Below are 24,201 nucleotides of genomic sequence, written 5' to 3' on the forward strand. Positions count from 1 at the left end.
TGTGTAAACATTCAGTAATATTCAGTATAGTGAGCTTAATTACTCACTTTAAAAGTTACTTTAACCTTATGTTTAAACAATTAATTTTATTGTGCGCGTTAAGCATGCCGCTTGTAAGTAATGCCGCTACTGCGCCATTTTCGGGCGATATTACAACTGATGTACTATTAAACGATTACGATAAGTTTAATAAGCAGTACAACGCATTTACGCCAACCGAGCAAGATATAGCCTTAATGCAAAAGCTAGAAGGCAAGGCATTAGTTGTATTATTTGGCACTTGGTGTCACGACAGCCAACGCGAAGTACCAAAGCTTATTAAGTTACTTGATGCGTCTAAGGTAAAACTTGCAAGCGTTAAATATGTGGCCGTGGGTTACAACAAGCAAGACGACGCCGGAATAGCACTAGCGCACGACTTGCAATACACGCCAACGTTTATAGTAAAAGATAATGGCAAAGAGTTAGTACGCGTAATTGAAAAGCCAACGGGCACACTGGCACAAGATTTAACGCAGGGTTTGTGAATTCAGCTTGGGGGTATAAGAGCTTACGGATTTAGCTAATAGATTTATGGGTAGCTGGTGAACTGCTATGAGTGATCTCTTAAAATTACAATGCGTGAAGTCGGGTTTGATCCATTTGGTTTTTTCGTGATAGGTGTTATCTCGCGAACAAAAGAGAAGTTGAATATAGCAGGCATCGATTGGAAATTTGCTCGCTGGCATTAGTGCGCTATGTTAGAACCCTCTTAGTATGATATGTAGCCTATTGGTAATATTTAAAGTAAACTAGAATCACGGAACATTATTTTGGGGGCATTATGAAAGCTTTGTTAGGTAGTTTAGCTAAGAAAATTAAAGGCGATCCATTAGGGAGCGAACAGTTGAGAGCTTTTATTTCTAGTGGCTCAAAAGACAGTGAAGTTATTACTTTGTCAAATGGTAAGAAGTATCGTGTTTCTACTTCTCCTAAAGATAAAGCAGTGGCATGAATATAGCTTTTCCTGCTTTTTTTATTTTAGTATTAATAATTCCAGGTTTTATATTCCAAAACTCTTATGAAAAAGTAGAAAATACTAGCATAGAAAAAAAGCCATTTGATGTATCTTCATCTTTGGCTTTTTTTTATGCTTTAATTTTACATATTTTTCTAATTTATCTTTTAGTACCTTTATTTGGAAACGAAATTAATTATGAAATTTGCCTAAAATTATTAACGGGCTCTAAATCTGTGTCGGAATCTGATTTAAAAATTGTAAGTGCTAGTATCCCTAAAATCATTTTATATTTTTCAAGTTCATTTCTCCTTGCATATATTTTGGGAAAAATATTTCAAAAGCTAATTTTTCACTTTAACCCATACAAATCCTCAAGATATGCCTTCGATACTCCATGGTATTACGAATTAACAGGAAAATTATCTGAAACTCAGAATGCAGAGTTAATTAAGTTATCTTGTTTAGTAGAGTCTAAAAATATTTCCTTTTTATATTATGGTGTTCTTGAAGATTTTTACCTTGACTCTAGTGGGCAGTTAGATCGTGTTGTTTTATCCGATGCCATGAGAAGACCTATAGAGTTAGATAAGCCTTTATCTACAGATTCCTCAGTGGCTCGTTTTTACGAGATTAAAGGAGATCGGCTTATTCTCAAGTATGAAGATATAAAAAATATTAATATTGAATATCTTTATATTATTGAAGAAGAGTAGACAACGACACAAATGCGATTTATATATCGTATTTAGACTTAATCACATAACCTCTATTCACTAAACAAGCTTTTTTCGAACGCTTGCGCAGCATGCGAAGACGGTCTGTCTTTATAATGCAGTTGGTATAGCGGCCGAGAGAGTTGCTCGTTATTTTTTTGGCTCAGGCGTGTTAATTTACCTAACTGCACTAAATCTTCTGTGACTACGTTTGGCAATAAAGCGACCCCCATACCTTGAGCAACGGCCCTAGCTATGGCTTCGTTGCTGCCTAATTGCATACTTTGCTCAGCCTGTACGCCATGTTGTGCTAATAACTTTACCGACATTTCTAACGTGCCAGAGCCTGGCTCACGTAATAACCAAAACTGCTTATTTAACCATGCTGTTAAGTCTTTAGTGGGCTTAAAGTTGCTCGGTATAACCACACTCATTAAATCATTTTGCCAGTGCTTACTAATAATGTGCGGCTCGGTAGGTGTGCCTTCAACCAGTGCTAAATCTATAGTGCATTCTAGCAATGCGTGCTCAATTTGCGCGGTATTAGCCACTTGTACTTCTACTTTTATATGCGGGTACTGCGCACAAAATTTGGCTAAATAAGGCGGTAGCCAGTAACTGGCAATGGTGGTGCTGGTGCCTATAACTAATGTACCGCGCTTAAGCCCTGTGCGCGATTTAATATCTTCAATGGCGGCTTTTTCGATAGAAAAAATACTGCGGGCGTGATCAAAAAGTGCTTGTCCACCTTCACTTAAGGTGAGCTTTTTACCCTTAGATGCACGTTCAATAAGTTGAATATTTAACTGATACTCCAGCTCTTTTAGCGCTTTAGAAACAGCGGGCTGGCTTATAAAAAGCGCTTCGGCTGCGCCTGAAAAGCTACCCAATTTAGCCACTGTATAAAACACCCTAAGCGCATGTAAGTTCATTGTATAACCTTAAATTGCATAACTCTAAATTGTATAACTTTAAGTTATCAAATCATGATTTTAATATATTGGAGTTATATTTTGAGCTTTCTTACAATTAAGTCAACACATCAACTTGGTTTAAGTGAGGGAATATTATGCTTAGCGCTATTAAAAATAGTTTTCAGCCTATAGGTATTAATACTAAGCAATACGGCGATACGCGCTGGTGGTTAGGTATGCTGCTGGTGGTTGTGTTAGCGGGGGCATCTGTTGCATTAAGTAAGTTACCTATAATGCAAAGTGCGCAATTTAGCTCCTTAACAATTGGTATTGTGCTTGGCATTATTGTAGGCAACAGCGTGTTTGCGCACATTGCTACGCGTACAGATGTAGGCGTTGATTACGCTAAAAGTATATTACTTAAAGCGGGCGTTATTTTATTTGGGTTTAGAATTACTTTTGCGCAAGTAGCGGGTGTAGGCTGGCATGGCCTATTAACCGATGTGGTAATGCTGCTTGGTACGTTTATATTAGCAGTACAGCTAGGTAAGCGCGTTTTTAAGCTTGATGAACAAACAACCATACTAATAGGTGCGGGTAGCTCTATTTGTGGCGCCGCAGCGGTAATGGCAACTGAGCCAGTTATAAAAGCACAAGCGCATAAAGTATCGGTAGCGGTGGCAACGGTTGTGGTGTTTGGCACGTTAAGTATGTTTGCCTACCCAATTATGTTTGAATATATGGGTGTGAGTGAGCATGCGTACGGTATTTTTGTTGGTTCAACTATTCATGAAGTTGCTCAAGTGGTAGCAGCAGGGACTGCGGTAAGTGCCAATGCGGCTGACACCGCCGTGATAGAAAAAATGCTACGCGTAATGATGCTTGCGCCATTTTTAGTAGGCTTATCGTTTTGGCAAAGTAAAAAGCATGCAAACATAAACGCACATGGCGGCGAGCAAAAATCAGGAATTACAATCCCTTGGTTTGCAGTGTTATTTATAGTGGCAAGTGGCGTGCATTCGTTATCGGTTATTCCGCAAGGAACTACAAACGCTATTATATGGTTTGATAATATATTGCTCACCATTGCCATGGTCGCACTTGGGCTGCGTACACATGTTGGCGCTATTCGCCAAGCGGGTATAAAACCACTGTTATTAGCAGGCTGTTTATTTTTGTTTTTAACCATAGCTGGTTTTGCCATTAATGTAGGCATTGCGCAGCTGTTTTAAATATAACCTGGTGGAGGGAGATTGGCTTAAATAGGCCAATCTACTTCGTTTAAGTGATCGAGCTGCTGTGTTTTATTACTGTGCCCGTGCCATTTATTGGTGTAATTACCATTTGGATCAAACTGCGCCGTTTGCTTTTGTATATTAAAGTGGCGGCCGCCACGCGGGTCCACGCCCACACCGGCTATGTACTGCCAGTTTCCCCAGTTTGCTGCTACATCGTAATCAATAAGTTGCTGCTCAAAATAGGCTGCGCCGTATCGCCAATCAAGGCCAAGCTCGTTTACTAAACAGCTTGCTGCAATTTGCCGTGCTCGGTTTGAAATGTAACCCGTAGTGTTTAGTTCTTCCATAATGGCATTTACAAGCGGGTAAGGCGTTGTGCCGTTACACCAAGCAGCAAAGCGTGTAGATGTAAAAGTAGTAAGCGGTTTAGTTTGTTTTTGCCCTTTAAAGCTAAACAGGCTGTTACCTGCTTTAAGTGCGTGCCATTTAAAATACTCTCGCCACAGCAGTTCAAATTTAATCCAATAAGTAGACTCGTTTGCCGTATTGCATTGCTCGTAATTTTCTACTGCTTTGTAAACTTGTTTTGCACTTATACAGCCAAAGGCAAGCCAAGTACTAAATTTGGTGGTGTTGTTAAAGCCATCAAGCTCGTTGCGAGTCGTTTTATAAGTACTTGGCATTGTGCCTGCAAAGTATTGCTTTAAATGAGCTTGCGCACTGTTAAACCCGCCATGCATTACGCCTTTATTTGTTATACGTTCTATAGGTTTTTTTGCGCATAAAGTTATTGGCTTAGGGAGCAAACCGTTTGGCAAAGTTGTTGATGTAATAGGGCTATTAGCGGCCTCTACCTTTTTACGAAACGGGGTAAAGTGTTTAGGTAATTCGCTTAAATCAAAGGGGAGGTCACTTTGCTTAAATAGCGTGTCTTGCTGCGACCCTGTAAATTGTGTATTGGGGCAATGTGCTTTGAGTAAGTTTATTTGGCGTTGCTCGTACAGGCCAAATTGTTCGCTGTATACAACTTCATCAATATTTTGCTCATTAATACGCGCTTTTAAAAGCGATACGGGTTCTCCCTCAAGCACATGCAGGGTTTGCCCGCGTTCAATAAGTGCTTGTTGTAGTTCGTACAAGCTTTGCATTAAAAACTGCTGCTTATGTATGCCGTAAGGTTTTTGTTGGTAGTTATTATTTTTAAACCAGTGCGGGTTAATAACAAATACAATATCAAGCGCGCATTGCTGCAACATAAGGTCACTAAAAATTGGGTTATCGGTTAGGCGTAAATCGTTTTGTAGCCAATATAAAATGCGTTTGCTCATACTTATGCTCTGGTTTTTGTAATCATTAAGTTTACGAAGCAAAAGCGGGTAGGGATTGATTTTCACTTGTATTTAATTAAGAAAGGATGAGCAAGTGTGACTTGCTCATCTAGGTTTACTTAAGAGATTGAGTGGCTTGGCGTATATTTTCAGATATATAGGCAATTAAATAAACAAAAACAGTGAGTGGTAAACCAAATATAAATAAGGCAATTTTGTACTTATTAGCAACAGTTGATTTAGGTAATGTAATTGCAAAGCAAACGCTCATGGCTAACCAAAATAAAGCTAAAAGTGGTGATATGTTTGATTGAGGGTTAGATAAATCACACGTGCCAAATGAAATACTGGCAATAGATGCGTTACCTATTTCTATACACTCGTTGCTGTTAATAAGGCTTAATGTAATTACTGTTATGATTAATACTAGTAATAGAGGTAATAAGTGTTTCATATTTTCTTCCTTAACTATTTAATTTTATGGGTCGCTCTATAGCGCCTAGACAAATTAAAACGATTGGCAAAAAATAACGATAACAAAGCCATTAACTAGTTATTATAAAGTTATAACCATGGTATTACCTTGGTTATAACTTTTATAAGTCATTACTATTCAATAGGTTGTGTTTTTACTTTAGCTATAAGCTGATAACCTCGCTTCATTACAGACTTTATATATTTGGGGTTTTTTGTGTCGTTATCGTTAAGGGCTACACGTAGTTTGCTAATAACTCGTCTAACTGCGGTATCGGTTACTATTTGATTCTCCCATACATTGTTGTGTAACTCTTCAAGGCTAACTATTCTTGGCTGTTGTTCTATTAAATAGCTAAGTACCTGCATGCATTTAGGCTCTAATGTGTAGAGGTTATCTTCTTTAATTAAGGACTGCTGCAGACTGTCAAAAGTGTACTCGCCAATTGTTAGCTGATTAACACTCGGCTTTTCAATAACAGGTTCTGCGCAAACATGGTTAGCTTGGGTTTTATTTGCTGCTGGGCTTGAATATTTTTTATAAACGCGAGATACCATCATTCCAGTTAAATTCATTAAAAGCACTAGCGGGCTGAGTGGAAATGCACATAGGAAAAGTAAATACTTAAACCCCACGTGTACATTTGGTTTATTAAGCATTTGCCCAAATAACACATTTAAAAGCATCCATATAATAAAATAAGGCGTAAGGGAAATTGAATCTGTTTGCTCCCCACAAACGCCATATTTTACGCCCTCTATGTAGTTTGATGCTTCTAAACAAAACGCATTAGCTTGGCTGCTAAATAAAATGAATGATATAAAAATAAGTAGGTGTTTCATTAAAAAGTCCGTTTAGAAAGAGGCGGAAAATAATACCGCCTTCATTAATGTTAAATAGCCGATTTTTGTTTTTCTATCCAATCGTTTATAACGTCTTCAAGCACTGCCATAGGCAATGAGCCTTGGCCAATAACAGTGTCGTGAAAGCTGCGTATATCAAATTGAGCGCCGAGTTGTTTTTCGGCTTTTGCGCGCAGCTCTCGTATTTTTATTTCGCCCATTTTGTAAGAGAGCGCTTGGCCTGGCCATGAAATATAACGATCTATCTGATCTTCCACCGCACTTTGTGGTAAAGCAGTGTGACTGGCTAAGTAATCAATTGCTTTTTGGCGGCTCCAGCCAAAGGCATGAATACCGGTATCAACAACAAGCCTCACTGCACGCCACATTTCGTAGCCTAAACGGCCAAAATCGCTGTACGGGCTTTGATAAAAACCAGCTTCTTTGCCTAAGCGTTCTGTGTATAGTGCCCAACCTTCGCCAAATGCAGAGTGGCTAAGTGTGCGCCTAAATTCGGATACATTTAGCTCCATAGCAATGGCGTTTTGTAAATGGTGCCCGGGTATGGCTTCGTGCAGACTAAGTGCTTCTAAATTATATAAAGGCTGCAGTTTAGGTGTTGAGGCTAAAAAATAAGTGCCTGGTGAGCGGTTATCTGGTGGTGGCATATAAAACGCACCACGACTTGCTGAGCCCTTAATAGTAAAGGTGTTACGCGGTAAGTGGCCAAAGTAAGTGGGCAATTTGCCATACATTTTTTGCGTTATAAACGCGGTTTTTTCTAGCAAGTCTTGCGCGTCTTTTGCGTAAAATTGCTCATCGGTTGCTAAAAATTCTAAAAACTCACTATAGGTGCCATCAAAGCCTACTTCATCAATAATATTTTGCATTTGCGCCTTAATACGCGCGACTTCTTTAAGGCCTAGTTGGTGTATTTGTTTAGGTGTGGCGTTTGTTGTGGTGTAGTAATTAACCGTGTACTTGTAGTAATCAAGCCCGCCTTTAACGCTTGCTATGCCCGGCTGCGCTCTACAATGTGGCATATAGTCATTTTCAAAAAAGTCGTAAAAATGCTGATACGCAGGAATTACTTTATTTTTAATTACGGCTTGGGCTTCTTGTTTTAAGTTTGATTTTTGCGATGCACTAAAGGTATTAGGTATACGCGTAAAGGGCTCGTAAAGGGCGCTGTTTTCGGGGTTTTTAACTATGTGCGCGCTAATGCTTTGGCTGTAATTTTCAAAGGTTTTACAGTAATGGGTAAATCCTGTTTTTATCCCTTCTTTCATTAAATCAATATTTTGCTGATTAAAGCGCGGGTAGTCGGCAAGGCTGATTAAAAATGCGTTGTAATCATCAGCTGTTAAAAAAGCCATATTAGCGGGTGCTTCTGCAAAGTAGGTATGCCAGCCACTTAAAAAATTTACCGGAAAATACTTATCTTGATAAAGGTAGCTTTGCTGCTCGGTTTCTCGCTCATATTTAAATAAGCGGTAGTTCATTAGCTGCTCGTTGTTGAGCGTTTTTGGATCAATGTTGGCTAAGCTTTTTAGTACGCTGTTGTTATAAGCTTGGCGCTTTGCAATGGCTTGCTCGCTCCAATTTGGTAATGTGCCATTTGGTTTCCAACCGTCTGGATCGGTCCGAAAAAATATTTTTTCAGCTTTGGCATTTTGCCAGTGGTTATCAATAATGGTTTTTAAATCGCTGTTACTGTCGGCAAGGCTTGGTAGCGAGGTGGCTGCTAAGCAAATAGCTAAAATACGTTTTTTAAACATAGTGATCCGTTATTGGCGAGTTAGTCGCGCTTTTTTATTTTAATTTGTGCTCAATATAGTACCAAGTTAACTTAATCAATGCGCTTACTTTTATAACTTGTACCTCTAGGCTTTACTTTTATAACTTGTACCTCTAGGCTTTACTTTTTGATTGAACAAATTTCACTGCGTAACTGAGTGGCGCACTAGTTTATTGTTTTATCAGCGTTTAGAATGATTAAAACTTATTATAAAAAAATGACCGTCATGTTTAATAAAGTAATCGCCTTAATTGATGAAGCAAACAACCAAGACCCAAACAGTGAGCAATTTAATGGGGAGAGTGTCCCTAAAGAGTATTTATACTCACAACGTATGAGCGAAATGCTAACTCGCTTTAAGCCTGATGCCGATGAACTCATGCAAATTGCAGTGCGTGGGCAGCATATACAACGTTGGAAGTCGCCGCGTAGCGACTTTGCAATGAACAAGCAGGGCTATCATCAATGGCGCAGTGCGCTTTATATATTTCATGCCAGTAGCGTTGTTGCGCTTATGCAGCAAGCTGGGTACAGCGATGCTGAGCAAAACAGAGTGTACGATGCAGTTGCTAAAAAAAATATTAAACGTAACCCAGACAGCCAATTAGTAGAAGACGTAGCAAGCCTGGTATTTATTGAGCATTACATGCTCGGGTTTGCTAATAGTAAGCCTGATTACGATGAGCAAAAATGGATAGGTATTATTCGCCGTACATGGCAAAAAATGTCAGATGACGCGCATGAGTTTGTACTTGCAGGTAATATTACATTGCCAGCGCCGCTTGTTGGGCTTATTCATAAAGCGCTTGAGTAAAAGAACATAAATAAATAAAAAGGAATTTTAAATGTATTGTCCTCGTAGTAATACGCCACTTGAACCTTTACTTGTTGGCGGCATTACTGTTTTTACGTCAGCGCAAGGCGGCGTATTTTTTGATAACAGCCAAATTTTTAAGTTTAGCTCGCCTGAGTTAAAGCATGGTCAGGTTCTAATTAAGTATTTGAGTAATTACATTGAAGGTGAGGGCGATGTATCATCGCGAGTAAATTGCCCAAAGTGCCCAAGCATAGTAATGATGCGCCGGTTTTTTTCGCCGCTCAAAGTGGTTGAGATAGACGAGTGCCCAGGTTGCGCTGGCATATGGCTTGATAGCGGCGAGCTTGCAAAAATACATGAAAACCACCTAACACCCAAAGAGCGAAAGCTGTTAGCGCACGAAATGGCCACCAATCATGGGTTTATAACTATTAAGTCGCCAAAATCTAAGTATTACCCCAAAGCGCCTAAAAATAGCCAAGACACCACCGTTGAACGGCTGGTGCAATTGGCATTACTTAATCTTTAATACCAAGCCTCAAAATAGATCACTTAATTAAGCTAATTGGTATAAAGCATAAAAAACGGCGTACTAAAAAGTACGCCGTTTTTTGTAGTAAATTAACTCTAACGAATTTATTTATTACGGTTTTCTTTGGCAAAGGCACGTATTTTACGCTTTTGCGAAAGCGTTACTTTGTTAGTACGCCCTGCAAATGGGTTATCACCTTCTCTAAATTCAATTTTGATTGGGGTGCCCATAATTTTAAGTGCTTTACGGTAGTAGTTCATCAGGTAGCGTTTGTAGCTATCTGGTAAATCGTGAACTTGGTTACCGTGAATTACAATACGTGGCGGGTTATAACCACCGGCATGCGCATATTTAAGCTTAACACGACGACCACGAACAAGTGGCGGTTGATGATCGGCCTGTGCCATGTCCATAATACGGCGAAGCATTGCGGTGCTAATACGTTTAGTTGCTGACTCGTACGCTTCGTCAACCGATTCAAATAAATGGCCAACACCTGTACCGTGAAGTGCAGATATAAAGTGCAAGCGTGCAAAATCAATAAAACCTAAACGGCGATCAAGCTCTGTTTTAATGCGATCTTTAACGTAATCATCAAGCCCATCCCATTTGTTCACGGCAATAACCAATGAACGACCTGAGTTAAGCGCAAAACCTAATAAGCTTAAGTCTTGATCAGAAATACCATCGCGAGCATCAACAACCAGTAATACAACGTTTGCATCTTCAATGGCTTGAAGCGTTTTAATTACTGAGAACTTTTCAACTACGTCGCTTACTTTTTTACGCTTACGAACACCTGCGGTATCTATTAAAATATATTCTTTGTCGTTACGGGTCATCGGAATATAAATAGAGTCGCGGGTGGTGCCTGGCATATCGTATACAATTACACGTTCTTCACCGAGTATACGGTTTGTAAGTGTAGACTTACCTACGTTAGGACGACCAATAATAGCCAGTTTTACTGGTTTATCGGCAAACGCTTGATGGTCTGTATCGTCGCCTTCAGCTTCTTGATAAAGGTCGATTAACTCTTCATCGTCATCGGCTACATCTTCATCAAGAGCAGCAAGCTCTGCAATTACAGGCTGTAAAGTGTGCTCTAAAAGCTGTGTAATACCACGCCCATGTGCTGCTGCAATATGGTGAATATTACCTAATGATAATTGATAAAATTCTGCACAGTTTGAGTCGGCGTCAATGCCATCTGTTTTGTTGGCAACTACAAAGCTTTTTTTCTCTTGCTTGCGCAAGTGATTAGCAATGGCTTGGTCAGCAACGGTCATGCCTACGCGGGCATCAACCAAAAACAACACAATATCGGCTTCTTCAATGGCAAGTAACGACTGGTCGGCCATTTCGGTTTCGATGCCTTCTTCAGAGCCATCAATACCACCCGTGTCTACCACGATAAATTCATAGCCATCGTAATTAGCTTGGCCATATTTTCTATCTCGTGTTAAACCTGGAAAATCGGCTACGAGTGCATCACGAGTACGTGTTAAACGGTTAAATAATGTGGATTTGCCCACATTGGGTCGCCCAACTAGAGCGATCACGGGAAGCATAAACTACCTCTTTAAAAAACAACAAAAGGCTTCGCAGTGCGAAGCCTTACAAAAAACCTTTAAGTGTTAGCTAGTTAGTTAGGGGTGTTTACCACACTAACTTCACCATCACGGGTGTATAAAATTAGCTTGTCGTCGGCTACAACCGGCTCAACAAAAAAGCCTGAGCTGTCAAATTCTTCACGAGATACTAACTCGCCAGTGTCTTTGTTTAGCCAATGCAGGTTACCTTCTTGGTCACCTAAAGCTAAGTGGCTACCTGCAACTGCAGGGCCTGTTAGGTACCATCCACGTAGAGCGGGTTGGCTCCAACGTTCAATACCTGAATTTTTATCTAATGCGTAAATTACGCCTTCGCTATCTACTAGGTAAATAGTTTGTGCATCCATCGCTATTTCGCGGTAGCTGCTGTATTCACGTTTCCATACAACATTGCCTGAGCGAATATCTACCGCTGCTAGGTTACCGTTGTATGCAATAGCATAAGCGTAAGGGCCGCTAATAATTGGTTGTGTGTCTACATCAACCAAACGCTCAAATTCTGATGCGCCTTTAGCAACGGCAATTTCTGCACTCCATGCTGAATAACCGCTCTCAGAAATGAGTACACTTAATTTACCTGTTTCTAAGCCTACTAACACACCACCGTTTGCAACAGTTGGCGAGCTTTGGCCACGCAATGTAAGCGGTGGTACTTCTTGTTCAAAGTTCCAGCGTTCTTCGCCTGTATCTGGGTGCAGCGCTAATAGTTTACCCGAACCTAAATTAACAAAAATTAGGCCATCGCCCGCAGCTGGTTTTGATAACGCTTCGCCTGGCACATTTTTACGCCATACTTCTTCACCCGTTTCGCGGTCAAGGGCAATAATAAATCCGTGCTCAGAGCCTACGTAAATTTTACCATAAGCTTGTAATATACCGCCTGATAATTTAGCTGTGCCGTTATCTGACCATGGCCAAAACGATAAATCTTCACGTACGTCGGTTTCCCATAACGTGTCGCCATTGGTAAGCGAAAGCGCTTCAATTTGGCCTTCGCGGCTAGCTACATAAATAGTGTCTTTGTATACAGCAGGCGATAAGCGAGAAAAATAATGTTCTACACCACTGCCAACCGACTCTTGCCACACTACGTCTGTTTCAAATTGATTAACAATTTCAGGAAGTACTAACTCGTCTTCGTCATCACTTGATGAACAACCCATTAGCGTTGCCATGCACAGTGCGAGAGTTGCTGTTGTTATTTTTTTCATACCTAAAACCTTATGCTGCTGGGCTAATTACTGCTAGGTCGTCTAATTTAATTTGTAATAAAGGGTTTGTTGTTAAACCGCCTGCATCGGCAGCTGCTTGATACGCAGTGCGAGCTTGGTCTTTATTACCTTGTGCAATGTAAATATCGCCTTTTAGCTCAGCTACATTGGCGTTATATGCCTCTGGTAGTGGCGAGTTTAATGTACTTAGGGCTTCGTCAAATTTACTTTGCGCAAGTTGAATACGTGCTAAACGCGTAATGGCAATGGCTTTAAGCTCTTCGCTTTGGGCGTTTGTCACAATCCAGCTAAGCTTTTCGCTAGCAAGGTCTAATTTTTTTGCATCAACAGCGTCTTTTGCCGCAACAAAAGCGGCTAAAGTTGCATAGCTTGTGTCTTGGTTGTTTTTAATGAATGTATCGGCTGCGCCAAGTACATCGTCACTTTGAACAAGTGTTGTATATTCGTCAGACGCTTGCTCAGCAGTTGTAATTTGGTTTTGGTTGTATGCTTTCCAACCGTATAAGCCGCCTAAACCTACAATTACACCTAGCGCAAGTGAAATACCGTTTTCGCGAAAAAAGCGCTTAATGGCTTCTGCTTGTTGTTCTTCTGTTGAATAAATGTCCATTATTACCTCTTAAGTTAGCTTAGCTATTGATAAGCTCAGCTAATAGCGCTTTAGCTTGTTCTAATTCTAGTGTGACTTGCTCTTTACGCTCACGTAAATATTTTATGGTCACAACGCCTTTTTCTAATTCATCTTCGCCAATAATAACGGCCACTAGTGCATCGCTTTTATCAGCTCGTTTTAGTTGTTTTTTAAAGTTACCGCCACCGGCATGCACCATAACGCGTAAACCGGGTACGTCGCAACGCAGTTGCGCTGCAATGGCTGGGGCTTGTACGCTGGCTTTGTCGCCCATTGCCGCTAAATATACATCAGCATTGCGGCGAATGTCACCTACACACTCAAGTGCTTGGAGTAACAGTACTAAGCGCTCTAGACCCATAGCGAAACCAACTGCGGGCGTTGCTTTGCCGCCAAGTTGCTCAACTAAGCCATCGTAGCGTCCGCCAGCACACACTGTACCTTGTGCACCTAGGCTATCTGTTACCCATTCAAATACGGTGCGGTTGTAGTAGTCTAAACCACGTACTAACTTTTCATTAACCGTGTATATGACGCCAGCTGCGTCTAAACGTTCACATAAATTTGCAAAATGTTCTTTTGATTCAGCATCTAAATGCTCAGACAATTTAGGCGCATCCACTAAGATTGCTTGCACGTCTGGGTTTTTGCTATCAAGTACACGTAATGGGTTTGAGTACATACGGCGCTTTGAATCTTCATCAAGCACGTCGGTATGCTGTTCAAGGTAGGCAACGAGTGCATCGCGGTAATCAGCACGTGCTTCGTTAGAGCCTAACGAGTTAAGCTCTAAACGTACGTGTTCGTTAATGCCAAATGCTTTCCATAATTGCGCGGTAAGTAAAATAACTTCTGCGTCTATGTCGGCTGTGGCAATACCAAATGTTTCTAAACCAAATTGGTGAAACTGACGGTAGCGGCCTTTTTGAGGGCGCTCATGACGAAACATCGGGCCCATGTACCACAGGCGCTGTTCTTGGTTATAAAGCAAGCCATTTTGGTTACCTGCACGTACACACACTGCGGTGCCTTCTGGGCGAAGGGTTAGCATGTCGCCGTTACGATCGGCAAAGGTGTACATTTCTTTTTCTACTATATCGGTTACTTCACCAATAGAGCGTTTAAATAAGTCGGTTGATTCTACAATAGGAAAACGAATTTCTTGATAACCGAACGATGCTACTGTCTCGCGTAAAATGTTTTCTACTTTCTGCCAAACTTGCGTGTCGCCCGGCAGACAATCGTTCATACCGCGAACTGCCTGAATTTGTTTTGCCACTGATAAATCCTAATTACTGTTTATGTGTAATAAAAAAATGCTTACACAACAAGAATGCTAAAAATTGACCCGTCATTATATACCCAAATGACCCCATGATGCGAGCGTCGTTGGAATTAAAAGCGATTTAGGCAAGGCATTGATTGAAAGTAATAGAGGTTCTATTGTTAAAATCAATAACGCAGTATAAATCGCTTTTAAACCAACCCATTGGGCGCTTCACAGACACTTACTCTCATCGTTGTTACTTTTTAAAAGGGATTGCCATTCTTGCAAAGTAACGCCTTGATATTAAGAGCCTGTGAAACGCTGAATTCTGTATCTTGGGGTCGTTTGGGTATCCTCTAGCTATAAAGGTAAACGCCAAACAGCGTGGTTTGGCGCTTTATACGGTATTTATTCGACTATTTTAATGTCGATAGGTGTTTGCTGCTCTTTTTGAGCAATAAAGTCGCGCACGTAACCTTCAAGCTGGTCAACAATGTTGTTGTTATCAATACGCGCTTTTTGACGCTCGCCATTAATGTATAAACCTGAGCGGCGGTTTGCACCGGCAAGGCCAATATCACTAACTAGGGCTTCGCCTGGGCCGTTAACGACACAACCAATTACCGAAACAGACATTGGCTCAACAACATCTTCTAGGCGCTCTTCAAGCTGGTTCATGGTGCTCACTACATCAAACTCTTGACGTGAGCAGCTAGGGCAGGCAATAAAGTTAATTCCGCGAGAGCGTATACGCAGCGATTTTAAAATATCAAAACCTACTTTGATTTCTTGAACTGGGTCGGCAGCAAGTGATACACGTAGCGTATCGCCAATACCTTCGGCAAGTAACATGCCCAAGCCTACAGCCGATTTAACCGAACCTGAGCGCATGCCGCCGGCTTCGGTGATCCCTAAATGTAGGGGTTGATCTATTTCTTTAGCAAGTAAACGATAAGCGCCTACAGCTAAAAATACGTCTGATGCTTTTACCGATATTTTAAATTGGTCAAAATCAAGGCGGCGTAATATATCTACATGGCGCATTGCTGATTCAAGTAATGCCTCGGGAGTTGGCTCGCCGTATTTTTCTTGTAGGTCGCGCTCTAATGAGCCGCCATTTACACCAATACGAATAGGAATATTATGCTCGCGCGCTGAGTCTACAACGGCTCTAATGCGCTCTTCACTGCCTATATTCCCTGGATTTATACGTAGGCAATCCACGCCGTATTTTGCCACTTTTAACGCTATGCGGTAATCAAAGTGAATATCGGCTACAAGCGGTATACTAACTTGCTCTTTTATACTTTTAAACGCTTCTGCTGCATCCATAGTTGGTACAGATACACGCACTATATCGGCGCCGGCATCTTGTATTGCTTGGATTTGCGCTACCGTGGCATCTATATCCATGGTGTCGGTATTGGTCATCGACTGCACGGCAATAGGGGCACCGTCACCAATAGGCACGTTGCCTACATTGATGCGGGTTGATTTTCTGCGTTTAATTGGAGATTCTGAAAACATAGCGACTACTCTGCTAATGGTAATTTAAATTTGGCTAAACGATTTTTAGGATAACCAGAAATATCAACTGGTTCGCCGTTTAGAGAAACACTAACTACGTCGTGCTTACCCAGCACAACTGAAAAAGGCGGGGTACCGCTTACAGCCATTTTATAGCCTGCTTTTTTTACGCCAAATGCAATGCGTTCACCTTCGCCATCGTGTATTTCTACCCAGCTCTCATCGTTAAACACCATGTTAATTGTACTGATGTTACTTTGCGTGTCGGGCTCGTTAGTGGCTGTTTGGGTGCTAGCGGCAATAGGCGCCGTGGCATTAACGGCTTCACTTAAGGGGACTTGTTCAGCGCTTATAGGCATTACAGCCGGTGTGCGCTCAACTGCCTGTGTTGCTTGCATTTGCGAGGTGTTCTCGCTTTCGTTATTTAGCGCGTTGTTATTTTGCTGGTTATCTAAAATTGAATTTTCAATATTGATTGTGCTTGTTTGCTCATCGATAGGCGTAGCATTTTGCCAAAACCATAAGGCAGATGAGCCAATAACAATGGCTAAAATAATGTAGCTCACCAGCATTAGGCGGCTGTCGTGGGCTTCTTTTTCTGTGCGGCGCGAAAAGCTTTGCATGTTAGCCGGCTTAGTAGGCTCGGGCGGTGCAGGCAATTTAGCTAATATAGGGGCGCTATCGACGTGTAGTTCACGGCAATAGTTTTTAATGTAGCCTTTTACAAAGGTAATTGGGCCTAACGTTTGGTACTGATCGCTTTCTAAGCGTTGCAGCTGAGAAATAGAAAGCTTAAGTGGGCCAGTAAGTGACTCTAAGCTTACATTAGCCTGCTCTCTATGCGCTTTTAATAGTTGCCCAACACTTGGCTCATCGCTTTGTTGCGTAGTTTCTTCTGTCATAATAGGTACGAATTTGGATCCACTAGTAATAGTCTGTGCCCAGGTGTAAGTTCTATATCTGGGCTTAATTTATTCCATCGCATTAATTCATCAATTAATACATGCCGCTGGGTAGCTATGTCGTAAAGGGTATCGCCAGCTTTAATCTCGTAATAAATATTAGGATCGTTTAAGTAAATTTTACTTCCGTTGATAACACGATCCGACTCCTTTAGACCATTCCACTGCAGGAGTTTTTGTAGTTTAACATTGTATCGCACTGAAATGCTAAATAGGTTTTCACCAAACTCAATAATATGAAAAGGCACCTTTAAAGGGGGGACTTTTGGATTAAGCATGGGAGGCTCTTGTTTTACACTTGGTTGGTAGTTTTTTAGTGTAATGTCGTTACTGTCGCTGTATGGGTTATTACTAAATACCGCACTGTCTTTTTTAGCCTCATAAAATACTACCGAATTATTTAAGCCCGTATTTTGTGGGCCATTTGCAGCAGGGCGTGTATTTTGTGAGGTGTTAAAGTTAGCTTGTTTTGGCGCACCAAATGAAATTATTTTTACTTCGTCATCATCTTGGGCTGCTTGTTTAGCGACGGCTTTTGGCGGCTCAGCTGTGGGAGTAGACGTTTGTTGCGCTTGGTGATCCGTTGTTAAAGCCAAAAGCACCGCTGCGGTATCTGTATTAGATTCTGCAGGCGCAGATGTTGTAGTTGTAGTTGCTACTTGGGCAGTATTTGTTACGGTTGGAGCCGCTGCCGCAGCTGGCACTACTGCTTTTGTTGTTGTCGCTACTTTAGCCTGCGTTGGTTGAGCCGCTGGCGTGAAAGTGGCAGCGTCATCATTTTGCTCAGCTACGGTTTTTTGTTTGTTTGCTGCGGCAATGGTTGCCTGTGCTTTTGCCGTCTCATTTAATACTGGGCTTGAAGGCTCAACCCCTGGAGAAATTAAGCTGGTCGAATTATCGGTAGTTGGGCGCTTTTTACGGATAATTTTAATTTTTGGTTGCTCAACACTGATTTGCTCTTCGCCATACTGCTCTTGAAGCTCTTCGAGCTGCGCTTTACGGTATTTTTCGCGCAGTATTTCAAACTCAGTTTGTTTAGTACGATTATCGCGAATGGCATAGGCTTGCTTACTGGTTGGGTAAGTTTGCATTATGGTGGCGGCAATTTTTTCTGCTTCTTCTATTCTGCCCATGCGCTGCTTAATTAAATAACCAAGCAATAAAGCCCGTGCAGACACTCGGCCGGTGTCGTCATGACGCTTTAATACTTCGCTGGCTTTATGTAAATCGCTTTTAGCATAAAAAAGGGCGGCTAAGCTTATTAGGGTCGATGTACGTTGCGAGCTGTGATTAAGTGCTTGTTTAAAGTAACTCTCTGCATTTTCAAAGTCGTTAAATTCTATGGCACATAATGCAAGGTTTTCGTAGCTTTCGGCAACGCGAATATAGCTTGGAATATCAATTGCTTTTAAAAACTGATCGGTCGCGCGGTCATACTCTTCAATACTACATAAAAACACACCGTAGTTATTAAGCGTGTTCGGATCGTCAGGCTTAATTGCTAATGCTTTTTGATAGGCTTTATCGGCACGCTCTTTTTCGCCTACTTGTTGGTAATAATAAGCAAGAGAGTAATGTACTTCAGGTAGATTTGGGGCAAATTCTATAGCTCGCTCAAGGTTATACTTTGCTTGCGAGTTGTTGCCAGTTTCTAAGTATTGTAAAGCGAGGGCGATACGAGTGCGTGCTGCGCCTGCATTATTGATTTTGTTTTCGACGACGGGTTTGTCACTGCCGTTATAACTACTTTCACTTACGCACCCTGTAAGGGCAAGTGTTGAAAGTGTTAAAGCAAGTAAAGATCGCATTACCTTGTCTCTGTTTTTCTATCCATAGCGCCTATCTTACCTAAAACCCTTAGTGTTGCATCATTTATTTAAAAATAAACAACTTAACCACCCTGCATAGGAAATATACGCAGGGTGGTTACAGGCTTATGCTTGCTGGATATTTACGCTAATTGCGTTATCGTCGCGCATTTTCTTTTTCGCCATACGTTTAGTACGGTCAACAACATCGCCGGCTAGTTGCCCACAGGCGGCGTCAATATCGTCACCACGAGTACGGCGCACAATACACGTAATCCCCGCGGCTTGTAAAACCTTAGAAAAACGGTCAATACGGCTGTTGCTAGAGCGCGTGTATTCGTTACCCGGGAACGGGTTAAACGGAATAAGGTTAACTTTAGAAGGTGTACCTTTAAGCGTTTTAACCAGCTCATGTGCTTGGTCGGTGCTGTCGTTAACGCCATTTAGCATAACGTATTCAATGGTCACGTCTTTATTTGCTTTAGAGCCATCGATATAACGACGACACGCGGCTAAAAATTCTTCAATTGGGTACTTTTTATTAATTGGTACAAGTACGTCACGCAGAGCGTTATCGGGTGCGTGAAGAGAAATAGCAAGTGCTACGTCTATTTTTTCTTTTAATAAATCAAGGGCAGGTACAACCCCTGAGGTACTTAATGTTACGCGGCGCTTAGATAAGCCAAAGCCCCAATCGTCCATCATAAGTTCCATTGCCGGCACTACGTTTTTAATATTAAGTAGAGGCTCGCCCATACCCATCATTACAACGTTGGTAACTGGGCGTTTTTCGCTGTTGCCATCAAGGCCTATGTCTTTAGCTACACGCCAAACTTGGCCAATAATTTCAGACACTTTAAGGTTACGGTTAAAGCCTTGTTGCGCAGTTGAACAAAACGTGCACTCAAGGGCACAACCCACTTGCGAAGATACACACAAAGTGGCGCGGTCTTTTTCTGGGATCCATACAGCTTCAACTTCTTGGCCGCCATCAAGCACTAATGCGTACTTAATTGTGCCGTCGCTTGCTTGTTGGCGTACAGAGATTTCTGGCGCAACAATTTCGCATTCGTTTTTAAGCTTTTCTTTAAGCTTTTTATTAACGTTGCTCATGTCGTCAAAGTTATCAACGCCAAAATGATAAATCCATTTCATCACCTGGTCGCCACGAAATGGCTTTTCACCGAATGATACAAATAGCTCGCGCATTGCATCTCGGTTTAAATCTAATAAGTTAATCTTTTTTTGCTCGGTCATGAAACAACCTCAATCGGTGACGGTGGAGATAAAATTTACAAGGGCGAATTGTACACAATTCACCCACTTTAATCATTAAGTAAAATATCAAAAATGCATTTAAGGATACTTTACGTAATGACTAAAAAAGGGCTCGAAAGCCCTTTTCTTACTTTGCATTACAGCGTTAACTGTAAAACTCGAATTAACGAGTACGTGGGCAAAGCTCTTCGTCAGCGAAGAAGTACGCGATTTCGCGAGCAGCAGATTCAACAGCGTCAGAACCGTGAACAGCGTTTTCGTCGATGCTATCAGCGTAGTCTGCACGTAAAGTACCAGCTAGTGCTTCAGCAGGGTTAGTAGCGCCCATGATTTCACGGTTTTTAAGAACAGCGTTTTCGCCTTCAAGAACGGTAACCATTACTGGACCAGATGTCATGAAAGATACTAAAGCACCGAAGAAAGGACGCTCGCTGTGCTCTGCGTAGAAACCTTCAGCTTTCTCTTTTGAAAGGTGAACCATTTTAGCTGCAACGATTTTAAGACCCGCAGTTTCGAAACGGTTGTAGATTGCGCCGATGTGGTTTTTTGCTACTGCATCAGGTTTTACGATTGAGAAAGTACGCTCTAAAGCCATCTTTATGCTCCAATAATTTTTAAATAAAAGTGTGAATATTTACGGGCGCGAATTATACGCGTTTTAATTGAAAAAACCTAATTTTATTAAAAACCAGTTTGGTTGCAGTTTTATGATCTTGATCAAAAGCACAATGTTTAGCGCATTTATAATGCCGCGCTTGTAAATTAATTAATCATGTAACCGACGTGTACTCGGTTAGCTGTACGGAGCGCATATGCCAGCTGTTTCTTCTGTAACTTCTTTTATTCCCGAACTGTTATGCCCTGCGGGGAGCTTAAAAAACATGCGCTACGCCTTTGCATATGGAGCCGATGCTGTTTACGCCGGCCAGCCTCGCTACAGTTTGCGGGTACGTAATAATGAGTTTGATTTAGAGACATTACAAATAGGGATTAATGAAGCCCATGCGCAAAATAAAAAGTTTTATGTGGTCTCAAATATTGCTCCGCATAACGCAAAGGTTAAATCGTATTTACGTGATATAGAACCTGTGATTGCTATGGGACCCGATGCGCTGATTATGTCAGATCCGGGGTTAATTATGCTGGTACGTGAAAAGTGGCCAGCCATGCCTATTCACTTATCGGTGCAAGCAAATGCAGTTAATTATGCAAGTGTTCAATTTTGGGCAAAACAAGGTATTGAGCGAGTTATTTTATCCCGCGAGCTATCACTTGAAGAAATAAAAGAAATACGTACGCTTTGCCCAAATACTGAGCTTGAGGTGTTTGTACATGGGGCGTTATGTATGGCGTATTCTGGGCGCTGTTTGCTCTCGGGTTATATTAACAAGCGCGACCCTAACCAAGGCACTTGCACGAATGCTTGTCGTTGGAGTTACGATGTAAAATCAGGGGTTGAAAACGAAACGGGTGAGATGGTGCATAAAATTGATCCTAAACAGGTTATTCCTACCCTTGGTGAAGGTGCGCCAACAAATAATATTTACATGCTTGAAGAGCAAGGGCGCCCAGGGGAGTATATGCCAGCCTTTGAGGACGAACACGGCACCTATATTATGAACTCAAAAGATTTACGCGCCGTGCAATACGTAGAGCAGCTTACAAAAATGGGCGTACATAGTTTAAAAATAGAAGGGCGGACTAAATCGTTTTATTACGTAGCGCGCACCGCGCAAGTATACCGTAAAGCCATAGACGATGCGGCTTCGGGTAAACCATTCGATACTCACTTATTTAAAACACTTGAGAACTTAGCGCATAGAGGCTACACCGAGGGCTTTTTAAAGCGCCATGCCCATCAAGATTATCAAAACTACGAATACGGTCACTCTGTATCAACTAAGCAGCAATTTGTTGGGGAAGTAATAGGGCGCCATGCTGATGGTTTAGTTGAAATAGAGGTAAAAAATAAATTCTGCGTTGGGCATTCTTTAGAGCTTATGACACCACAAGGGAACATTATTTTTGAACTTGAATATATGCAAAACAAAAAGGGCGAAAGTATTACCGATGCCAAAGGCTCTGGGCATCACGTTAAAATTCGATTAGATACACGCATTAATTTAGAGCACGCAATATTAATGCGAAATTTAGATGAGCACCAAGATACCCGCAACCCCTATAAAAAAGTAGCAAGTGAGTAAGCGCTAGCATGGCACTATTTATAAATAATAAATGCATTAACTGCGATGTATGTGTAGATGAGTGCCCCAACAGCGCGATTTTTATGGGGTCAAAAATTTATCAAATAGACCCAGATAAGTGCACTGAATGTGTGGGGCATTACGATAAACCAACGTGTGTCATAGTGTGCCCTATTAATTGCATTAAAAGCGATCCTTTAAATAGGGAGTCACTTGAGCAGCTCGCACAAAAGTATGTAAACCTAGTTGAAAGTGAAGGCTGAACACATAAAAAGGAACATATGCTTACAAATTTAGCAAAAAATTAGCTTAAACTACTTATTAATTATCGCGTTATCATTAATACCTCCTATACTGGAAGTAACTTGATTTAGTGTTTTTTGGTAGGGAAATTAATGTTTTTTTCAAAAGGTAAGCAAAACGAAATAGCCGCTTTAAAAGCCCAGTTGTACCCTTTAGAGCAAGTGTGGGAAGGGCTTTACAAAGAAATGCTGGTACTTAATGTACTTTATGATGGGCGAATTTCGCATGCTAACGATAACTTTTTAAACGCATTAGGTTATAACGAAGATAATTTAACAAATAATCAGCTAGGCGATTTTATTGCTGATCAGTCGCGGCTATCACCTGAATACGCAGAACTTGAAAAAGCATTCCAAAAAGAAGGCCACTGGAGTGGGGCTATTGAATTTGTTCGCCAAGATGGCAATGCAGAGTGGCTAAGATTAATTGTGCACCCAGTGGTGGGTGAGCAAAATCAGTTATTATATTTTTCGGTGTTTGGCACCGTACTTACTAAAACCATTACAACCTCTCGTGAACAAAGCGACACAATAAAAGCGATTTATCGCTCTATGGCTGTGATTGAATTTGATTTGCAGGGGCATGTGTTGACGGCAAACGATCAGTTTTTGTCAGCCATGGGGTACAGTGAATCAGAAATACTTGGCCAGCATCACCGCGTGTTTTGTGAAACCGAAGAAGCTAATTCGGCTGAATACCAACAGTTTTGGAGCAAGCTTAGGCAAGGCCAATTTATTGCCGACAGGTTTAAACGCATAGATAAATATGGCAATGTAATTTGGTTAGAAGCCACCTACAACCCTATATCGAATGATGCGGATCAGCTTTATAAAGTAATGAAATTTGCCACCGTAATTACTGAGCAAGTAAACCGTGAAATTGCTATTTCGCAAGCAGCCGAAATAGCCTATGGCACCTCTACAGAAACAGATAAAACCGCAGAGCGTGGCAGCTGCGTATTACAAGAAACCGTATCTGTTATGAACGAGCTGGCTGTAAATATGGAACAAGCAGCTAACGAAATTTCGGCGCTGGATCAACAATCTCAACAAATAGCCAGCATAGTGCAAAGCATAAGTAGTATTGCCGAGCAAACAAACTTACTTGCACTCAATGCTGCAATAGAGGCTGCGCGTGCAGGAGAGCAAGGGCGCGGGTTTGCTGTGGTTGCTGATGAAGTAAGGCATTTAGCGTCAAGAACATCAAAAGCAACAGAAGAAATTGTGGAAGTGGTACAGCGTAATCAGTCACAAACCCAAAGTACGGTAGCGGTTATTGAGCAAGGCAAAGAAAAAGCAGAGCAAGGTTTAGCGCTTTCTAAAGAGTCGGGTGAGGTTATGGCAGAAATTCAAGATGGAGCCCAAAAAGTGGTAAACGCGGTAGGGCAATTTACCAGCCAATTAAACTCTAATAACTGATTGAGTAAATACGTTAAAACAACAAGCATAAAATAAAACCGCGAAAGCGGTTTTTTGCTTTAACAAGAATGCGTACCGGCACATATTAAGTAATTTGAACTGTGGATAATAAACCTATCTCTGGTTAGAGAAAATAAATTTAACTATCTCTGTAATTTAATTTGTTAGTAAGTCTCTTAACCAGAGTTTAGGTGAAGTAAAGCGGCGGGTAATATTTTTATAACAAGGTGTTATTTTCACCTTAGGTAGCATTAAATAGCTTAAAAACGGGTGCATAAACCCTAATAAGGTTAAATAGTGA

General features: G+C 41.3%; 23 protein-coding genes. 9 read left to right on the forward strand and 14 right to left on the reverse strand.

What is annotated here, in order from left to right; all coding sequences use genetic code 11:
- The first annotated feature begins 68 nt into the window (after positions 1–68).
- The 3 genes from PSH54_RS00960 (at position 69) to PSH54_RS00970 (ending at position 1,713) form a co-directional block, all read left to right on the forward strand.
- Positions 69–527, forward strand: coding sequence for a TlpA family protein disulfide reductase (locus tag PSH54_RS00960; protein WP_337946978.1), 459 nt, complete (start codon positions 69–71; stop codon positions 525–527).
- Between the two features lie 296 nt (positions 528–823).
- Positions 824–994 (forward strand): hypothetical protein, encoded by a 171-nt coding sequence (locus PSH54_RS00965; protein WP_167381771.1) that lies wholly within the window; start codon positions 824–826, stop codon positions 992–994.
- Positions 991–1,713 (forward strand): hypothetical protein, encoded by a 723-nt coding sequence (locus PSH54_RS00970; protein WP_096042699.1) that lies wholly within the window; start codon positions 991–993, stop codon positions 1,711–1,713. Before PSH54_RS00965 ends, PSH54_RS00970 begins: the two co-directional genes overlap by 4 nt.
- Positions 1,714–1,766: 53 nt before the next feature.
- Here the strand turns inward: PSH54_RS00970 and PSH54_RS00975 are convergent, their stop codons facing one another.
- Positions 1,767–2,645: a LysR family transcriptional regulator gene (locus PSH54_RS00975; protein ID WP_273605213.1), complete on the reverse strand. Its 879-nt coding sequence runs from the start codon at positions 2,643–2,645 to the stop codon at positions 1,767–1,769.
- Positions 2,646–2,782: 137 nt separating this feature from the next.
- On the opposite strand from PSH54_RS00975, the gene PSH54_RS00980 reads away from it, so the two are divergent.
- A complete protein-coding gene (locus PSH54_RS00980; RefSeq protein ID WP_273589225.1) occupies positions 2,783–3,859 on the forward strand; it encodes a YeiH family protein in 1,077 nt (358 codons plus the stop codon).
- Positions 3,860–3,885: 26 nt separating this feature from the next.
- On the opposite strand, the gene PSH54_RS00985 is transcribed toward PSH54_RS00980, so the two are convergent.
- The 4 genes from PSH54_RS00985 to PSH54_RS01000 all read right to left on the reverse strand — a co-directional run bounded on the left by PSH54_RS00985 (position 3,886) and on the right by PSH54_RS01000 (position 8,288).
- The gene (locus PSH54_RS00985; protein WP_273605214.1) at positions 3,886–5,193 is read right to left on the reverse strand and encodes a DASH family cryptochrome; all 1,308 of its coding nucleotides are present in this window, start codon (positions 5,191–5,193) and stop codon (positions 3,886–3,888) included.
- A gap of 115 nt (positions 5,194–5,308) precedes the next feature.
- Positions 5,309–5,647, reverse strand: a complete 339-nt coding sequence (locus tag PSH54_RS00990) for a hypothetical protein (RefSeq protein ID WP_054981643.1) — start codon at positions 5,645–5,647, stop codon at positions 5,309–5,311.
- A 155-nt stretch (positions 5,648–5,802) separates the two neighbouring features.
- A complete protein-coding gene (locus PSH54_RS00995; protein ID WP_064385769.1) occupies positions 5,803–6,510 on the reverse strand; it encodes a winged helix-turn-helix domain-containing protein in 708 nt (235 codons plus the stop codon).
- A 50-nt stretch (positions 6,511–6,560) separates the two neighbouring features.
- On the reverse strand, positions 6,561–8,288 hold the full coding sequence (locus PSH54_RS01000) for a DUF885 domain-containing protein (protein ID WP_273605215.1): 1,728 nt from the start codon (positions 8,286–8,288) through the stop codon (positions 6,561–6,563).
- Positions 8,289–8,534: 246 nt separating this feature from the next.
- Here PSH54_RS01000 and PSH54_RS01005 point away from each other — a divergent pair, with 246 nt between their 5' ends.
- Both PSH54_RS01005 and PSH54_RS01010 read left to right on the forward strand, forming a co-directional pair.
- Positions 8,535–9,122, forward strand: a complete 588-nt coding sequence (locus PSH54_RS01005; RefSeq protein WP_273589222.1) for a DUF4202 domain-containing protein — start codon at positions 8,535–8,537, stop codon at positions 9,120–9,122.
- Positions 9,123–9,153: 31 nt separating this feature from the next.
- Entirely contained in the window at positions 9,154–9,654 is a 501-nt protein-coding gene (locus PSH54_RS01010) for a TFIIB-type zinc ribbon-containing protein (RefSeq protein ID WP_273605216.1), read from the forward strand.
- 107 nt (positions 9,655–9,761) lie between these two features.
- Here PSH54_RS01010 and der read toward each other — a convergent pair whose 3' ends face one another.
- From der to ndk, 9 genes are all read right to left on the reverse strand, one after another.
- Positions 9,762–11,228 carry a ribosome biogenesis GTPase Der gene (der, locus tag PSH54_RS01015; RefSeq protein ID WP_004586988.1) on the reverse strand — a complete coding sequence of 489 codons (1,467 nt, stop codon included), beginning with the start codon at positions 11,226–11,228 and terminating at the stop codon, positions 9,762–9,764.
- A 74-nt stretch (positions 11,229–11,302) separates the two neighbouring features.
- On the reverse strand, positions 11,303–12,481 hold the full coding sequence (bamB, locus tag PSH54_RS01020) for an outer membrane protein assembly factor BamB (protein ID WP_004586989.1): 1,179 nt from the start codon (positions 12,479–12,481) through the stop codon (positions 11,303–11,305).
- A gap of 10 nt (positions 12,482–12,491) precedes the next feature.
- On the reverse strand, positions 12,492–13,112 hold the full coding sequence (locus PSH54_RS01025; protein ID WP_273605217.1) for a YfgM family protein: 621 nt from the start codon (positions 13,110–13,112) through the stop codon (positions 12,492–12,494).
- A gap of 19 nt (positions 13,113–13,131) precedes the next feature.
- Complete coding sequence (gene hisS / locus PSH54_RS01030) at positions 13,132–14,412, reverse strand: histidine--tRNA ligase (protein ID WP_273605218.1); 1,281 nt, start codon at positions 14,410–14,412, stop codon at positions 13,132–13,134.
- Between the two features lie 396 nt (positions 14,413–14,808).
- Positions 14,809–15,927, reverse strand: a complete 1,119-nt coding sequence (gene ispG, locus PSH54_RS01035) for a flavodoxin-dependent (E)-4-hydroxy-3-methylbut-2-enyl-diphosphate synthase (RefSeq protein WP_004586992.1) — start codon at positions 15,925–15,927, stop codon at positions 14,809–14,811.
- 5 nt (positions 15,928–15,932) lie between these two features.
- Entirely contained in the window at positions 15,933–16,829 is an 897-nt protein-coding gene (locus PSH54_RS01040; RefSeq protein ID WP_273605219.1) for a RodZ domain-containing protein, read from the reverse strand.
- A complete protein-coding gene (gene pilW, locus PSH54_RS01045) occupies positions 16,826–18,697 on the reverse strand; it encodes a type IV pilus biogenesis/stability protein PilW (protein ID WP_273605220.1) in 1,872 nt (623 codons plus the stop codon). Before pilW ends, PSH54_RS01040 begins: the two co-directional genes overlap by 4 nt.
- Before the next feature lie 126 nt (positions 18,698–18,823).
- Positions 18,824–19,954 carry a bifunctional tRNA (adenosine(37)-C2)-methyltransferase TrmG/ribosomal RNA large subunit methyltransferase RlmN gene (locus tag PSH54_RS01050; RefSeq protein ID WP_004586995.1) on the reverse strand — a complete coding sequence of 377 codons (1,131 nt, stop codon included), beginning with the start codon at positions 19,952–19,954 and terminating at the stop codon, positions 18,824–18,826.
- Positions 19,955–20,138: 184 nt separating this feature from the next.
- Positions 20,139–20,570 carry a nucleoside-diphosphate kinase gene (ndk, locus tag PSH54_RS01055; protein WP_004586996.1) on the reverse strand — a complete coding sequence of 144 codons (432 nt, stop codon included), beginning with the start codon at positions 20,568–20,570 and terminating at the stop codon, positions 20,139–20,141.
- Positions 20,571–20,787: 217 nt separating this feature from the next.
- Here ndk and trhP point away from each other — a divergent pair, with 217 nt between their 5' ends.
- The 3 genes from trhP (at position 20,788) to PSH54_RS01070 (ending at position 23,900) form a co-directional block, all read left to right on the forward strand.
- Entirely contained in the window at positions 20,788–22,179 is a 1,392-nt protein-coding gene (gene trhP, locus PSH54_RS01060) for a prephenate-dependent tRNA uridine(34) hydroxylase TrhP (RefSeq protein WP_273605221.1), read from the forward strand.
- A gap of 8 nt (positions 22,180–22,187) precedes the next feature.
- Positions 22,188–22,442 (forward strand): YfhL family 4Fe-4S dicluster ferredoxin, encoded by a 255-nt coding sequence (locus PSH54_RS01065; protein ID WP_004586998.1) that lies wholly within the window; start codon positions 22,188–22,190, stop codon positions 22,440–22,442.
- A 132-nt stretch (positions 22,443–22,574) separates the two neighbouring features.
- Positions 22,575–23,900, forward strand: a complete 1,326-nt coding sequence (locus PSH54_RS01070; protein ID WP_273605222.1) for a methyl-accepting chemotaxis protein — start codon at positions 22,575–22,577, stop codon at positions 23,898–23,900.
- The last annotated feature ends 301 nt before the right edge of the window (positions 23,901–24,201 follow it).

It is taken from the genome of Pseudoalteromonas sp. Angola-30 (assembly GCF_028599215.1).
Taxonomy (GTDB): domain Bacteria; phylum Pseudomonadota; class Gammaproteobacteria; order Enterobacterales; family Alteromonadaceae; genus Pseudoalteromonas; species Pseudoalteromonas atlantica.

Excerpts from the sequence above, each read along its gene's own strand:
- bamB (WP_004586989.1), bottom strand. The coding sequence starts at position 12,481 with ATGAAAAAAATAACAACAGCAACTCTCGCACTGTGCATGGCAACGCTA.
- PSH54_RS01005 (WP_273589222.1), top strand. The coding sequence starts at position 8,535 with ATGTTTAATAAAGTAATCGCCTTAATTGATGAAGCAAACAACCAAGAC.
- PSH54_RS01050 (WP_004586995.1), bottom strand. The coding sequence starts at position 19,954 with ATGACCGAGCAAAAAAAGATTAACTTATTAGATTTAAACCGAGATGCA.
- PSH54_RS01000 (WP_273605215.1), bottom strand. The coding sequence starts at position 8,288 with ATGTTTAAAAAACGTATTTTAGCTATTTGCTTAGCAGCCACCTCGCTA.
- PSH54_RS01025 (WP_273605217.1), bottom strand. The coding sequence starts at position 13,112 with ATGGACATTTATTCAACAGAAGAACAACAAGCAGAAGCCATTAAGCGC.
- PSH54_RS00990 (WP_054981643.1), bottom strand. The coding sequence starts at position 5,647 with ATGAAACACTTATTACCTCTATTACTAGTATTAATCATAACAGTAATT.
- pilW (WP_273605220.1), bottom strand. The coding sequence starts at position 18,697 with ATGCGATCTTTACTTGCTTTAACACTTTCAACACTTGCCCTTACAGGG.
- PSH54_RS00975 (WP_273605213.1), bottom strand. The coding sequence starts at position 2,645 with ATGAACTTACATGCGCTTAGGGTGTTTTATACAGTGGCTAAATTGGGT.
- PSH54_RS01070 (WP_273605222.1), top strand. The coding sequence starts at position 22,575 with ATGTTTTTTTCAAAAGGTAAGCAAAACGAAATAGCCGCTTTAAAAGCC.
- trhP (WP_273605221.1), top strand. The coding sequence starts at position 20,788 with ATGCCAGCTGTTTCTTCTGTAACTTCTTTTATTCCCGAACTGTTATGC.
- PSH54_RS00995 (WP_064385769.1), bottom strand. The coding sequence starts at position 6,510 with ATGAAACACCTACTTATTTTTATATCATTCATTTTATTTAGCAGCCAA.
- PSH54_RS00960 (WP_337946978.1), top strand. The coding sequence starts at position 69 with ATGTTTAAACAATTAATTTTATTGTGCGCGTTAAGCATGCCGCTTGTA.
- ndk (WP_004586996.1), bottom strand. The coding sequence starts at position 20,570 with ATGGCTTTAGAGCGTACTTTCTCAATCGTAAAACCTGATGCAGTAGCA.
- PSH54_RS01065 (WP_004586998.1), top strand. The coding sequence starts at position 22,188 with ATGGCACTATTTATAAATAATAAATGCATTAACTGCGATGTATGTGTA.
- ispG (WP_004586992.1), bottom strand. The coding sequence starts at position 15,927 with ATGTTTTCAGAATCTCCAATTAAACGCAGAAAATCAACCCGCATCAAT.
- PSH54_RS00965 (WP_167381771.1), top strand. The coding sequence starts at position 824 with ATGAAAGCTTTGTTAGGTAGTTTAGCTAAGAAAATTAAAGGCGATCCA.
- PSH54_RS00980 (WP_273589225.1), top strand. The coding sequence starts at position 2,783 with ATGCTTAGCGCTATTAAAAATAGTTTTCAGCCTATAGGTATTAATACT.
- PSH54_RS01010 (WP_273605216.1), top strand. The coding sequence starts at position 9,154 with ATGTATTGTCCTCGTAGTAATACGCCACTTGAACCTTTACTTGTTGGC.
- PSH54_RS00970 (WP_096042699.1), top strand. The coding sequence starts at position 991 with ATGAATATAGCTTTTCCTGCTTTTTTTATTTTAGTATTAATAATTCCA.
- der (WP_004586988.1), bottom strand. The coding sequence starts at position 11,228 with ATGCTTCCCGTGATCGCTCTAGTTGGGCGACCCAATGTGGGCAAATCC.
- PSH54_RS00985 (WP_273605214.1), bottom strand. The coding sequence starts at position 5,193 with ATGAGCAAACGCATTTTATATTGGCTACAAAACGATTTACGCCTAACC.
- PSH54_RS01040 (WP_273605219.1), bottom strand. The coding sequence starts at position 16,829 with ATGACAGAAGAAACTACGCAACAAAGCGATGAGCCAAGTGTTGGGCAA.